The organism is Microcoleus sp. PH2017_35_SFW_U_B (assembly GCF_020737865.1).
Lineage (GTDB): Bacteria > Cyanobacteriota > Cyanobacteriia > Cyanobacteriales > Microcoleaceae > Microcoleus.
On sequence record NZ_JAEQDE010000044.1, the window covers coordinates 1 to 14,527 of the forward strand.

12 protein-coding genes are annotated in these 14,527 nt (G+C 44.4%); 11 read left to right on the top strand and 1 reads right to left on the bottom strand.

What is annotated here, in order from left to right:
- From JGK36_RS12465 to sbcC, 10 genes are all read left to right on the top strand, one after another.
- The coding region (locus tag JGK36_RS12465) for an IS1 family transposase (RefSeq protein ID WP_293197028.1) at window positions 1-265 on the top strand (265 nt) is incomplete at its 5' end.
- A gap of 614 nt (window positions 266-879) precedes the next feature.
- Window positions 880-1,617, top strand: a complete 738-nt coding sequence (locus JGK36_RS12470) for a DUF4079 domain-containing protein (RefSeq protein ID WP_293180524.1) — start codon at window positions 880-882, stop codon at window positions 1,615-1,617.
- A gap of 59 nt (window positions 1,618-1,676) precedes the next feature.
- On the top strand, window positions 1,677-2,054 hold the full coding sequence (locus tag JGK36_RS12475) for a hypothetical protein (protein WP_293197029.1): 378 nt from the start codon (window positions 1,677-1,679) through the stop codon (window positions 2,052-2,054).
- Window positions 2,055-2,337: 283 nt separating this feature from the next.
- Window positions 2,338-3,705 (top strand): 2Fe-2S iron-sulfur cluster-binding protein, encoded by a 1,368-nt coding sequence (locus JGK36_RS12480; protein ID WP_293197030.1) that lies wholly within the window; start codon window positions 2,338-2,340, stop codon window positions 3,703-3,705.
- Between the two features lie 9 nt (window positions 3,706-3,714).
- Window positions 3,715-4,218, top strand: a complete 504-nt coding sequence (gene msrB, locus JGK36_RS12485; RefSeq protein ID WP_363319228.1) for a peptide-methionine (R)-S-oxide reductase MsrB — start codon at window positions 3,715-3,717, stop codon at window positions 4,216-4,218.
- Window positions 4,219-4,341: 123 nt separating this feature from the next.
- A complete protein-coding gene (locus JGK36_RS12490; RefSeq protein ID WP_293180515.1) occupies window positions 4,342-5,148 on the top strand; it encodes an SDR family NAD(P)-dependent oxidoreductase in 807 nt (268 codons plus the stop codon).
- Window positions 5,149-5,159: 11 nt separating this feature from the next.
- Complete coding sequence (locus JGK36_RS12495) at window positions 5,160-5,408, top strand: NAD(P)-binding protein (RefSeq protein WP_293197031.1); 249 nt, start codon at window positions 5,160-5,162, stop codon at window positions 5,406-5,408.
- A gap of 137 nt (window positions 5,409-5,545) precedes the next feature.
- On the top strand, window positions 5,546-5,887 hold the full coding sequence (locus tag JGK36_RS12500; protein ID WP_293180509.1) for a hypothetical protein: 342 nt from the start codon (window positions 5,546-5,548) through the stop codon (window positions 5,885-5,887).
- Complete coding sequence (locus tag JGK36_RS12505) at window positions 5,880-6,221, top strand: type II toxin-antitoxin system PemK/MazF family toxin (RefSeq protein WP_293180505.1); 342 nt, start codon at window positions 5,880-5,882, stop codon at window positions 6,219-6,221. Before JGK36_RS12500 ends, JGK36_RS12505 begins: the two co-directional genes overlap by 8 nt.
- 65 nt (window positions 6,222-6,286) lie before the next feature.
- On the top strand, window positions 6,287-9,406 hold the full coding sequence (gene sbcC / locus JGK36_RS12510) for an exonuclease subunit SbcC (protein WP_293180502.1): 3,120 nt from the start codon (window positions 6,287-6,289) through the stop codon (window positions 9,404-9,406).
- A 264-nt stretch (window positions 9,407-9,670) separates the two neighbouring features.
- Here the strand turns inward: sbcC and tnpB are convergent, their stop codons facing one another.
- Window positions 9,671-10,846, bottom strand: coding sequence for an IS200/IS605 family element RNA-guided endonuclease TnpB (gene tnpB, locus JGK36_RS12515; RefSeq protein WP_293197034.1), 1,176 nt, complete (start codon window positions 10,844-10,846; stop codon window positions 9,671-9,673).
- A gap of 180 nt (window positions 10,847-11,026) precedes the next feature.
- Here tnpB and JGK36_RS12520 point away from each other — a divergent pair, with 180 nt between their 5' ends.
- Window positions 11,027-14,347 carry a PAS domain S-box protein gene (locus JGK36_RS12520; protein ID WP_293197035.1) on the top strand — a complete coding sequence of 1,107 codons (3,321 nt, stop codon included), beginning with the start codon at window positions 11,027-11,029 and terminating at the stop codon, window positions 14,345-14,347.
- Window positions 14,348-14,527: the final 180 nt, after the last annotated feature.

The following is a 14,527-nucleotide window of genomic DNA, read 5'->3' on the forward strand; positions in this document are numbered from 1 at the left end:
AGCGGCTGCTGTTAAGAAGCAAGTGGAAGTGACTCCCAAAGAAAAAAAGCGCTTGAATGTTCAGATGGATGAGTTATGGTCATTCGTTGATAGTAAAGGAAATCAGCAGTGGGTCTGGCTGGCATTGGATGCCCAGACTAGGGAAATTGTTGGTGTACATATTGGAGATCGTAGCGCAGTATCGGCTCAATCTTTATGGAATTCAATGCCACCAGTTTACCGTCAATGTGCAGTATTTTATACCGATCACGCTTTGTGCTTATGATTCTGTATTGCCCAGCAAACGTCATCACGCCGTGTAGATAAAGATAGTGGTTTTACTAGCTATATCGAGCGCTTCAACTGTACTATTCGACAACGAGTATCAAGGGTTGGTAAGAAAGAGCTTAGCCTTCTCTAAAAAATTAGAAAATCATATTGCTGCAATTTGGCGCTTTGTACATCATTACAATGATAATTTACAACTCTAAATGTCTACTTTTATTTGAATTCAGTTTTATTCTGTCGATCCTTTCCTTCAGGGCACTACCGGCACGGTGATGCCTTGCAGGGTAAGGCGGCAAAGACGCTGGCTGATGCAATCTTAGATCGTGACGAGGATTAGATGTTAGATGTCAGTGAATTGACGTGTCGTGACAGTTACTGAGAATTAGCTGAGAATCGGCTGAAAGATACATACCCAAAAATTCAGGAAATTATTAAGTTCATTTCAGGCGTGCTTAAAAAACCATTGCGATGATACTAATAACCCAAGTTGCTAGTAGCATTTTTCGAGTGAGAAGTTGGAATTTTGGGAGCATCTATGTTCCCCAGTCCGCCAGTCGAAAACGAACTGCTAACTGACGTTAATAGTCGATCTTCTGCTGTGGATTTATTTTTATGAATGCCAACGATCTATTCTTGCTATTGCATCCTTTTTTCGCCGTTGCCGTAGTTTTCCCCCTCATCGGCATGGTAGTGAGAATGGCATGGCAAACCCGCCAACGACGGCTAGCTGTGGCAACTGGTGGGAAAAGTCAAATTCCTGGAGTTGTAGGCAAAGAGCACGTAGATTTGGGTCGATGGCTGAGCGGCTCGGTTGTAGTGCTGTCCTTAATTGGACTGGCACATCCGATCTTCTCAAAAATACTCGAACAACAAGCTTGGATTAAAGAACCATTTCGGGTGGTATTTATCCTGATGATGTTCGTCGCCACTAGCGGAGCGCTGTTCTTTTTATATCGATCGAGCGAAAAGATTTGGCTGGGCATATTTGCCACATTAACGGGAATGGGCTTAGTAGTGATCGGTTCTCAACCAGAGATCTATCGACGCGAATCTGAATGGTATGTCTCCCATTATTACTATGGGATCGTTGCTGCGATGTTAATGATTTTTTCATTAGCGATTATTCAAGATATTTATCGCGATCGCAGCAATCGTTGGCGCAACGTCCATATCATTCTCAACTGCTTGGCACTACTATTATTTATCGGTCAGGGGTTTACTGGCACGCGAGATTTGTTGGAAATTCCGCTGAGTTGGCAAAAGCCCTATGTAGAATCGCTATACAAATATGAATGTGACAAACAAACCTGTCTGGTACAACCTCAGTCTGCACCATCGATCCCAAAATAGTCGATCTTTATACTCGACTTCACTTCTAATTTTTACAACCCAATTCTAGGATTTACAACATGAAAGCTACTTCTTTTCTGCTGACAACAATCGCTCTGGGTACGATCGCCATCGCCACCGTTCCCTTCCAATCATTCGCTCCTAATTCTCTCCAAGCATCTGCCCAAGAAGTTAAGATCGCTCAAACTGAAACTACGCAAGAAAAGATCGACCAAATTACAGCGGTTAAAGGTAAACCAGGTAGTGGAGACTTACTCCGCAAACTATATCCCAAAGATCTCAATCCAATTGGCGTGCAACCAGGTGGTGCGGGCATGGTAGTTAATCTTTACAGCAAAAACAATGACACTACACTTTCACTCTGTACTGTTTACGATGTGGTTGTGGCAGTCAAAAAAGGCAAAATTGCTAGGTTCAATCCCAGTGAAGTTAAGTAATATCCTCTGCGATCGATTCTAGAATTTAGTATTCTTAGTCTCTCGATCGAACTGGATGGTGGGCATTATCTTAACCAAAATCATCGGGTTTTCCGACGAGCGGGAGCTGTTGCCCACTATCTATATTTTAGCAAAATTTACTGCCATGAAAACTTGGATAAACCTGCTCTGAAGATCGTTGATGCCAACAAGTAATATCTATAACCAAAATAGAATTCAGTCAAATATTTGCCCATTAATTTGATTCTATTGGAAAGAAGCTATACCAACGAGGAATTAGAAAATGCTAGAAAATATACAAAAAATTTCCAATCCCATTATTAGATCGATCGCTGCTGGTATCTTTCTAGGCAGTTTAGTCACAATTCCTGCTGGACTTGCCTTAGAATTACTCAAATCTCCAAAGCAGACAACTCCCGAATCTGCAAGTAAGCTAGTTGTCTACACCTCGTTAGCGAGTTCTGTTATCGGTGCGGCGATCGGTTTGAGTTCGGGTAAGCGTAATAAAGATAATGAAGTTGAGTCTAACGATTTAGGCGATCGAGAATCATTAAATTCGGGATGGCATGATTGGCGAAAATTTATCGTCATGCGGAAAGTAAGCGAAAGCGATAATATTACATCTTTCTATTTACATCCTGAAGATAACGAGCCGATTCCGGCTTTTATGTCGGGACAATTTCTGACGATAAAACTCGATTTGCCAGAGCGAGCCGAGCCAGTAATTCGCACTTATTCTCTATCCGATTATCATCAATCTCCACTTTATTATCGCCTGTCGATTAAGCGAGAAATTGCACCAGTCGGTACCGATCTACCTCCAGGAATTGCTTCTAATTTTATGCACGATCGTATCCAAGAAGATTCGATAATTTGGGTAAAACCTCCGGCTGGCAAATTCGTACTCAATCTTCACCATCCCCAACCTGCGATCTTAATTAGTAATGGTGTAGGAATTACGCCGATGATTAGTATGGCAAAAGCGGCGATGCAACTAAATCCATTGCGACACATTTGGTTTTTACATGGTGCTAGAGATAGCCAAAATCATGCTTTTCGCGATGAAATTAATGCCCTCGCTGCCAGTCATTCTAATTTACATATTATCTACTGCTATAGCCAACCGATGGCAACAGATATCGGACATTATCACCAGCGTGGATATGTCGATGCTGCTCTGATTCAAAATATAGTGGCACCAGAAATGCAGCAATTGTGTGGTTCCACTGAAGCAGATTACTTTCTGTGTGGCTCGGCATCATTTATGGATGCGATTAGAAATGGATTGAGAACGTGGGGGGTAGCAGACGAGCGAGTAATGTTTGAATCCTTTGCCAAGGCAATGCCAAAACCAGCAAAAGCGGGTGAATCTGTAACCACAGCAACTAGCGATACTAAAGAAATTGTCTTCAGTAAATCTGGTCGAACTCATACTTGGAATCCTGCCGATGGGACGATTTTAGAGTTTGCCGAAGCAAATGGTCTGCGACCTGAATATAGCTGTCGTGCAGGGATTTGCGGTACCTGTACGTGCAAGATTGCTGAAGGAGAAGTGGAGTATCAAGAACAACCAAGTGCGACTGTAGAGCGAGGTTCGGTACTCATCTGTATTTCTCATCCCAAAACGGCAAGGGTAGTTCTCGATCTGTAGATTAATCCTATGAAAAAACGTTATTTTTTATCTGCTGGAATTGCGACGATCGGTTCGATTTGGTTGTCGGATTATTTACCGAACAAAGTTCAAGGAAAAACCATAAAAATAGCTGAAAATCATCAGTTTGCAATTATGAAAACAGAGCAAGAATGGCGGAAAATTTTGACACCAGCTCAATTTGAAGTGTTGCGTCAGCATGGCACCGAACGTGCGGGTAGTAGCCCCCTGGATTTGGAGCATGGTAACGGCACTTTTGCCTGTGCTGGCTGCAATTTGCCACTATTTACCTCTACTACTAAATATAACAGTGGTACGGGTTGGCCGAGCTTTTATGCCCCGATCGAGGGTGCTATTGGAACGACGATCGATCGAGCTTTTGCAATGACTCGAACTGAGGTACATTGTCGTCGCTGTGGCGGACATTTGGGGCATGTCTTTGCAGATGGCCCCAAACCGACGGGTAAACGCTATTGCATGAATGGGGTGGCAATGAAATTTATTGCAGCTTGACCAGCTTTTACGCAGTGGGCAGCGGAAGGTGCAGAGACAAATTTGCAGTAAGCTTTGCCCGAATCATACTACTGAGTGTATCAGTCCGATTTGCTGTCAAACTATCAATTCACAATAAAAATCATGAAACTGAATGAAAAAGTTGCTTTAGTCACTGGTAGTAGTGGCGGTATCGGTCAAGGTATTGCAATTCGATTGGCACAGGAAGGCGCGAAAGTTGTTGTCAATTATCGTTCCAATCCTGAAGGCGCGGAACAAACGCTGAAGGCAATTAATGAGATCGGCGGTAATTGCTTGATGGCTGATGGATTTTGCGATCGAGATCGGGGTTATAGTATCGGTGCAGATTTGGGAATGGTTGATGATGTACGGCGTTTAGTTGCTGAAAGTATCGAACATTTTGGCACGATCGATATTTTGGTTAATAATGCTGGGATTGAAAAACATTCTGACTTTTGGGATATAACAGAGCAAGATTTTGATGCGGTTATGAATATCAATTTCAAAGGAGTTTTCTTTGCTACACAGTTTTTCGTCAAACATCAAATCGATACGGGCAAAAATCGCGCCAGTATTATTAATATTAGTTCCGTTCATGAAGAATTACCATTTCCACACTTCACTACTTACTGTGCTAGTAAAGGTGCCGTGAAAATGATGATGCGAAATCTGGCGGTAGAGCTGGGAAGATTGGGTATTACTATCAATAATGTGGCTCCAGGTGCGATCGAAACGCCAATCAATCAACAGCTACTAAATAACCCCGCTCAATTGCAACCTTTGCTTAAAAATATTCCATTAGGTCGATTTGGAAAACCAGATGATATTGCGGCGGTAGTTGCTTTTCTAGCTTCAGATGACGCTCGGTATATCACTGGTTCGACAGTAGTCGTTGATGGTGGTTTGTTGTGGAACTATCAAGAACAATAGAGATGAAAACCATGCTTAACCAACATTACGATGTTATCATTATCGGCACTGGTGCAGGCGGTGGAACGCTGGCACATCATCTGGCTCCTAGCGGTAAAAAGATCTTAATTCTCGAACGCGGCACATTCTTACCTAGGGAAAAGGAAAACTGGAGTGCCTTGGAAGTCTACCAGCGAGAACGCTATCATACCCAAGAACAGTGGTTTGACAAATCCGATCGAGCCTTTCGTCCAGCAACGAACTATTGCGGGCGTTGCTGATTTACGGTATGAAAGGCTAAATATGCCAGTCATAGAAACCAGTATCGACAAAGCTTGGGGATTTTTAACTTATTTTTTTCATACCCTGGACACGGAAATTCGCAGGATGAGGTGAAAATTGAAGTGCGATCGCCGATATGGATTTTCCTCAAAGATATAATGATGGTTGGATCGCACTTTCTTACCCACCACCCAAAAAAACCGTGACCAAAACAGAAATCTTAGCAGCACTCAAAAATCTGACAGCAGAAGAACGCCTAGAAATCATCGAAACAGCTTCGCGGATGATGCGCGACGACATAGAACAAAAAGCCCAGCGCAAAGCCGAGAAAAAGCGCCAACTCAGAGCCGCAGCAGAAGCAGCAGTCAAGGATTATATGCCGGGAGGTGCTTTACATGATTTGTGGTCGCCAGACAGCGAACCATATTTTGAATCCGAGGAAGAATACCTGAACGCTGGGATAAAAACTAATGCGTAGAGGCGAAATCTGGCTGGTTACACTTGAACCTACTGTTGGTGCAGAAATCGGCAAAACCCGTCCCGCAGTTATTGTCAGCGATGAGACGGTGGGAATTTTGCTGCTTGAAGTGATTGTCCCCATCACTGACTGGAAAGAACGATATACAGAGAGAAATTGGATGGTTCGACTAGAACCAAGTAGCGAAAATGGCTTGGCTAAACTCTCAGCCGCCGACACTTTTCAAGTCCGTTCCGTTTCCCAACAAAGATTTGTCCGACAACTCGGAAGCCTTTCGGAAACAATTATGGAAGAAATTGCAGATACACTGACAATTGTGCTGGATCTGGATTGAATAACTAGCCAACAGCGTACAAATAGTGTTATTTATAAATAGATTGTATGGCGCGATGGCCTTAAATGATTCCTATACAACTTACACTCAAAAATTTTCTCAGCTATCGCGAAGCTGCTTTAGACTTTCGCGGACTTCACACTGCTTGCATTTGCGGGCCTAACGGTGCTGGTAAATCTTCTCTCCTAGAGGCGATCGCCTGGTCGCTTTGGGGCAGTTGTCGCAGCGATACAGAAGACGATATCATCCATATCGGCGAAATTGATGTCCGAGTTGATTTCACTTTCTCTACGGGCGGCCAAATCTACCGGGTGATTCGCAACCGCCGGCGCGGACAATCGGGAAGTTTGGAATTTCAAGTTAGCTTGAATTGCGCCGAAACTCAGGATGGACTCAGTTTTCGCACTCTCACTGACAAGGGGCTGAGAAATACTCAGCAGAAAATTCTCGAACATATCAAGCTAGATTACGATACTTTTATTAACTCGGCTTATTTGCGGCAGGGGCGTGCTGATGAGTTTATGCTCAAAAAGCCGATCGAGCGCAAGCAAGTTTTAGCCAACCTCCTCAAACTCGATCGATACGACACTTTATCCGAACAAGCCAAGGAAAAAGCCAGAGATTTTAAAGCCAAAGTCGAAGTCCTAAAACACGGCTTGCAGACAACCCAAGAGCAACTGCAACAAAAAGAAGCGATCGCATCCGAACAAATTCAATTGCAGCAAGCAACCGATTTGCTCTCTTCGCAGCAGCAAGCCGACACAGCACATTTGCAGCAACTGCAACTCCAGCACCACAACCGCCAAACTTGGCAAAAACTCCTCGCCGGCCACCAGCAACAACACTATAATATCTCTCAAGAATGCCGTCGCTTGCAGCAAGAACTCGCAGCCGCCAAGCGGCAGCAACACGAGCTGCAAGCCCTGCTCGCCCAAGAAAATGAGATAACAGCAGGAATTGCCTATTTTCAGAGTTTACAATCCACAGAAGAGACGCAGGCTGGAAAATTCAAAGCTCACCAACAAGCGCAAAATCAGCGCCAAAACTTGCAAGAACAGCAACGGCAAGAATTGAGCCTTTTGCAAAACAAAATTCAGCAGTTGCAAGCTCAATTAGATGTCTTAGAACAAGATGAAAAAGATGTTCTAGATGTTCTCAAGCAGCAGCCGGAGGTTGACAAAGGACTCGCACAGTTGCAAGCAGCCCGATCGCGCCTTAACGAACTAGAACAACTGCAACTGCAAGTTTCGCCGCTACTCCAACAGCAGCAGCAGGCGCAAACTAAGCTCGATCGCGCCCATGCCGGTTTAACCGCCCGCTTAGCCGAAATCAACCGACAGGTGCAAGTTCAGCAACAGCAGCGACAGCCGAAATTGCAGCAGGAAATCTCGGCCATCGCCCATCAAATTGTCCAGTTGGAAAACAAGCGAGTTTATCAGGAACGAGTCCGCGAAAAAGGCCAAGAAAGGCACAGCTTTCTAGAAAATCTGCAAGCTAAAAGCCGCGACTATCAAACCCGACTCGCGGAAATTGACCAAAAACTCCAACTGTTGCGGAAAAATGAAGCAGAAACTAGCGCGGGGGAAGGTAAAGCTGCCCAGTTTGGGGAAACTCAGGAAGCGAATTCGCCTTTAATTGTGCGCGATTCGGGTTTTGGCGCCTGTCCTTTGTGCGATCGACCTTTAGACGAACACTACTGGAATTTGGTAGTCACCAAGCACCACTCCCAACAGCAAGAAATCTGGAATCAACTGTGGGTTGTCCGCGAACAGTTGGCAGTTTCCGAGCGCGAAATTCAAGTCCTCAGACACGAATACCGCGAACTAGAACAGGAATTAGCGCCTTACCAAGAATTGCGGGAACGCCGCAGCCATTTGCAAGCTCAATTGGATGGCCTGGGCCAAGATGAAACTCGACTGCAAAGTATGCGTCAAGATGCTGCCCAAATCGAGCGGTTGTTGCGTACTGGCGAGTATGGATCTGATGATTTGAGGGAACTTCAGCAAATTGAACAGCAACTGCAACAGCTCAATTATAGCGATCGCAGCCACTCCCTCGCCCGCAGCGATGAAAAGCGTTTGCGCTGGGCGGAAATTAAGCAAGCTCAAATCAAAGACGCTCAGCAGAAACTTAATAAAATTAACAGCCGCCGCCCGGATTTGCAAACTCAATTAGCCGCCGTACAGCAACAGTTTGAACAGCAAAAAAATAGCTCGGAAATTCAGCAGCAAATTCTGTCTTTAAATAGATATATCGCGGAAGTTGGCTATAACTTGGAACAGCACGAACACGTCCGTAGCGAAATGCGTAAAACGCAGTTTTGGATCGCCCGTGCTGAAAAATTGCGATCGGCAACTCAGCAATTCCCGCAAGTGCAGCAGCGGGTTAATGAAATCGCCAGTTCGATCGCCGTGCGCGATCGCGATTTGCAAGCTGTCACCGCTCAAACTTCAGCGATGAACCAGCAGTTGCAAGAACATCCCGATCCGATTGCTCAAATAAGTGCGATCGAACAACAAATGGGCCGCCGCCGCCAGCAGCTAGACCAACATTTGGGAAGTCTCGGACGCCTCCAACAACAGCAGCAAAATCTGGAAGCTTTGCAAGTTCAGCTTGTAGCTCAAAAAGAGCAAATGCAGGTTGCTAAACGCCAATACAAAGTTTATCAAGAGTTGGGTCAAGCCTTTGGCAAGAACGGGATTCAAGCTTTGATGATTGAAAATGTTTTGCCTCAACTGGAAGCTGAAACTAATCAGATATTGTCGAGATTGAGCGCGAATCAGTTGCACGTGCAATTTATTACTCAGCGGGCGGCTGCTTCTAAAAAAGCAACTAAATTGATTGACACTTTAGACATTCTCATTGCTGATGCTCGCGGTACTCGTCCCTATGAAACTTACTCGGGTGGCGAAGCTTTTCGGATTAATTTTGCGATTCGGCTGGCGCTGGCGAGATTGCTGTCTCAGCGGGCGGGTACGGCTTTGCAAATGTTGATTATTGATGAGGGGTTTGGGACTCAGGATGCGGAAGGGTGCGATCGCCTAATTGCTGCCATTAATGCGATCGCCTCTGACTTCGCCTGCATCCTCACCGTTACCCATATGCCGCACCTCAAAGAAGCTTTTCAAGCCAGGATAGAAGTCACCAAAACTGCTCAGGGTTCTAGCCTTGCCTTGTCAATCTAGATTGATTATTCGATTTTCGATTTTCGATTTTTGATTGGCGATCGCAGATAATACCAGTTTCAAAAAAGAATGCAACTGCTGTAGATCTGCTCCCCACCCTGAGAATATAAGTCATCGGCGAGAGAAAATCTTAAATCAGAACTCGAAAATGAGATAGCCGTTGAAATTGCCCGATATTATTTGTTTATCGGCTTTTTTTCTGTAGGCTTGGTGGAAAAAGCTAAATTACAATAAGATAATAAATTGACACTCCCCCCTAAAGGGCTAGGATTCTTCGTTCACAGGGAGATGCCTTGTAAAAGCAGTGCCTTTACTTGGTCTTACTCTCCCTCCCGAAGCAGTAACGGTATGCCCTGCCGTCAAAATTCGTAAACCTTCATATAAAATATTCTTAGCAGCATTAATATCTCTATCATGGTTTTCTCCACATTTAGGACATTGCCAACTACGAACATCCAAACTCAAGCTATCCACGCGACTTAAACACTTATTACAAGTCTTAGAACTGGGATAAAACCTATCTACTTCGACATAGGTTTTTCCTGCCCACTGGGCTTTGTACTTCAACATGGTGCAGAATTGTCCCCAACCAGCATCACTAATAGATTTAGCTAGTTTGTGGTTTTTGACCATGTTTCCAACTGCTAGATTCTCGACTACTATGACTTGGTTTTCGTCAACTAATTTACGACTTAGTTTGTGTAAAAAATCTTCGCGACACCGAACTATCTTCGCGTGAACTTTGGCAACTTTAACCCTAGCTTTGTTGCGGTTGCCAGACCCTTTAAGCTTATGACTTAATTGCTTTTGTCTCTTCGCTAATTTCTTTTCATACTTTCGATAGTATTTGGGATTCCCATGTTTGGTTCCATCGGATGTAACAGCATAGTGAGTTAGTCCCACATCTATGCCAATGGCTTTTCCTTCTGTTGATTTCTCAGGTAAGTCTTTGCCGTTATCATAGAGGCAGGCCGCCAAGTATTCCCCCGATGGATTAACTGAAACCGTAACCGACTTTAGAGTCCCCTCTGGTTGTCGTGATACTTTACAACGAACATCACCAATCTTAGGCAGTTTCAATGTATCATCTTTTAATTCACAACCTTGAGGAAATCTAATAGACTGTCTATTTTGTTTCTTTTTGAAGTTGGGATATTTAGCCCTACCCTCGAAGAAGTTCAGGAAAGCACTAGAAAGATTTAAAGCAGCTTGCTGAAGGACTTGTGATGGTGCTTCAGCCAACCACTCATACTCTTTCTTCAGGGAGGGTAGAAGTTTGATTATTTCATTTCTGCTTAACCCCTTCCCCGTTTGCTTGTAAGTTTCAGACGTTAAGTTGAGGGCATAGTTATAGAACCATCTAGTACATCCAAACGACTTGGCAAGCAAAACTGATTGCTCACTTGTCGGATAGATTCTGTACTTGAAGGCTTTTAACATTTTGTTTACCAAACCAGTCTTAACTATGGTAACACAGGACAGCCTAAATGCAAATCAGTCTTAAAAGACGGGTTTTTAGACCCATTTTTTTGATAAAATTTGATAAAATAAGAATGTGTCAAGCTATCGATAAATTTTTATTTTCATGTCCGCTCCCTCGGAGTGTGTGTATTGCCACCGATGACAACAGACTCTTTCCACCTGTCTCTCCTAGAAAGGGCGATCGCAGCGTCGAGCAACAGCATCCTGATCGCAGATGCTGGCAGGCTCGACAGACCTATTATATATTGCAATCCTGCTTTTGAGAAACTGACTGGCTACACCCGGGAAGAAGTCATTGGACGCAACTGCCGGTTTTTGCAAGGCCCGGATACCGATCGCGCCGAATTAGACAGACTCCGCAGCAGTTTGCGATCGGGAACAGAAGTTAAGGTAATTCTCAAGAATTACCGCAAGGATAAAACACCTTTTTGGAACGAATTAACTGTTTCCCCCGTCCTCGATGGCGACGGAAACCTCACTCATTTTATCGGAGTTCAGAACGATATTACCCAAAGAGTCGCAGCCGAAACAGCCCTGCAAGAAAGCGAAGAAAGATTGCGGGCGATCGCTACTGCGACTCCCATTCCTACGATCATTACGCGCCGCTCAGACAGCACAATTTTGTACGCAAATTCTGCCCTCGGAGAAACTTTCGGTTTGAGTTCAGACAAGCTGATCGCTAGCAAAAAGATCGACTTTTATGCTAATGCGGGCGATCGCCATCAATTGCTAGAATCAGTCAAAAAACACGGCTTTAGCGACAGCGATCAAATCTGCCTCAAGAAAGCAAATGGCAGTTGCTTTTGGGCAAAGATGTCGATGCGAGCGATTAATTTTAAGGGCGAAGCATCAATTTTATCGTCATTTTATGATATTACCGATCGCGTAGAAGCAGAAACCGCACTCCGCCAAAGCGAAGCGAGGTTGCAAAAACTAGCCGCCAACGTTCCGGGAATGATTTATCAATTTCAGCTAGCAGCCGACGGCGCTGTGTCATTCCCCTACATCAGTTCTGGCTGTCGCGAACTCTACGAATTAGAACCAGAGGTGCTGCAAAAGTCAGCTATTCCTGCGATCGAAATGATTCACCCAGAGGATGCACAAAACTTCCACGAAACTCTGGCTATCTCAGCTAAAACTTTAGATCCTTGGCGGTGGGAAGGCAGATTAGTGTTACCGGGCGATCGCATCAAGTGGGTTAGCGGGGCTTCCAGACCCGAACTGAGCGAAAAAGGTGACATTATTTGGGATGGTTTGTTGATCGACATTAGCGATCGCAAACTTGCCGAATCAGCACTGCGACAAAGCGAAGCCCGATTCCAAAAAATGGCCGGCAACCTGCCGGGAATGATTTATCAATACTTGCAGCATCTCGACGGTACCAATGAATTCATTTATGTCAGTCCCGGCTGTTGGGAACTCTATGAATTAACTCCAGAAAAAGTTCAAAAAAACTCAAATTCAATGTGGTCGTTGGTGCATTCAGAAGACCTACAACCGATGCAAGAGTCACTCACAATTTGCGGAAAAAATTTACAACCTTGGAAATATGAAGGGCGGATCGTTACGCGATCGGGAAAACTGAAATGGATTCGCGCCATTGCTCGCCCCGAACTGCAACCGGGCGGCGAGATACTTTGGGAAGGGGTGACAATCGATATTAGCGATCGCAAGGTAGCAGAAATCGCCCTCAGCGAGTCAAAAGTTGCCCTGGAACAAGCCAATCAAGAACTAGAAAAGCGCGTCCTAGAACGCACAGAAGCTTTGCAAAAATCCAAAAAAATGCTGTGGTTGGTGATCGACAACATCCCTCAGTTAATCGCCTGGAAAGATCTAGATTCAGTTTACTTGGGAGGTAACAAAAACTTTGCCACAATCGCAGGTTTAAATCATCCCACTGAAATCACCGGTCTCACGGACTACGATATGCCCTGGAAGCCAGAAGAAACAAAATTTTTCCGAGATTGCGATTGCCGGATCATGGCAAAAAATACCGCTGAATATCACATTATTGAACCTCAAATGCAAGCCGACGGCACCCAGCGCTGGATGGATACAAATAAAATACCTTTGCACGACAACTACGGCAATGTCGTCGGCATTTTATGTACTTTGGAAGACATCACCGATCGGCTTTCACTTGAAGCTAAAGTCCGGGCCAGCGAGGAACTATTTCGCAAAATATTTGAAGATGCACCCATCGGTATCTATTTAGCCAATTTAGACGATCGCCAGTTGGTGCGAGTCAATAAAACTTACTGCGAAATGCTGGGATATACAGCAGCAGAATTGCTGAGTACAACATTCATAGAAATTGGGCATCCCGAAGATCGTCAAAACAATCTCGAAGCTGCTGCCGCTCTCAATCGGGGAGAAATTCCGAGCTATCAAATCGAAATTCGCCATATTTCGGCTACAGGTAAAACTGTTTGGGTAAATGTGACAGCTACTTTGATCCGAGACGGGGAAGGAAAAGCTATTTACAACTTAGGGATGATTGAAAATATTACTAACCGCAAAATTTCCGCAGCAGCACTCCAAGCTTCGGAATCTCAATTGAGAAAACAAGCAACTCAATTGCAAGAAGCCTACGAACAACTCCAACATACTCAAATCCAATTAATTCAATCAGAAAAAATGTCTAGCCTCGGGCAGATGGTGGCTGGTATCGCCCATGAAATCAACAATCCTGCAAATTTTATTAACGGCAATATTTCTCACACCAACATCTATTTTAACGACTTAATAGAACTTTTGAATCTCTACCAGCACTATTACCCGTCTCCTGCTCAGCAAATTACCGAAACACTGAAGCAAATAGAGTTTGATTTCCTCAAGGAAGACTTGCCAAAAATGCTAAATTCTATGAAAGTAGGAGTAGAAAGAATTAGTGATATTGTATTGTCGCTGCGGAATTTTGCGCGATTAGATCAATCAGAAATAAAGTTAGCAGATCTTCATGAAGGAATTGAGAGTACGCTGTTAATTGTGCAGCATCGATTGCACCACGACACTCAAGAAAAACGAATTGAAATCATTAAAGACTACGGAACTATATCGAAAATTTACTGTTGTGCGGGGCAGTTAAATCAGGTGTTTTTTAATATTATCAGCAATGCAATTGACGCTGTGGAAAACCGCAAACAACCCCGGACGATCGTGATTCGTACTGAAATGAAAAAAGCTGGGTTGAACAATAGTAAAAGCAATGTCGGCGAGTGCGATCGCGTGGTCATTTGCATCGCCGACAGCGGCCCTGGAATGACCGAAGACGTTAGCAAGCGCCTGTTTGACCCCTTTTTTACCACGAAACCGGTTGGGTCTGGAACAGGTTTGGGATTGTCCATCAGCCATCAGATTGTGGTAGAAAAACATAAGGGAAGTCTGCGGTGCATCTCAGCGCCCGGACAAGGAGCAGAATTCTGGATTGAAATTCCGGTTTCAACAGTTGACAGTTGACAATTGACAGTTGACAGTTTGAGAGCGACCTCTACCCTTAAGTCCGAGGATTGGAGTAATGAATACTCTGATTTTAATTTCTCCCGCTCCGGCGGGCGGGCTTTCAACCAATTCTTTCTGGTAAAGGATGAAAATTTAGATAAAACGTACGGTCTTCTTTTAATCCCCAATTGCCGTCGG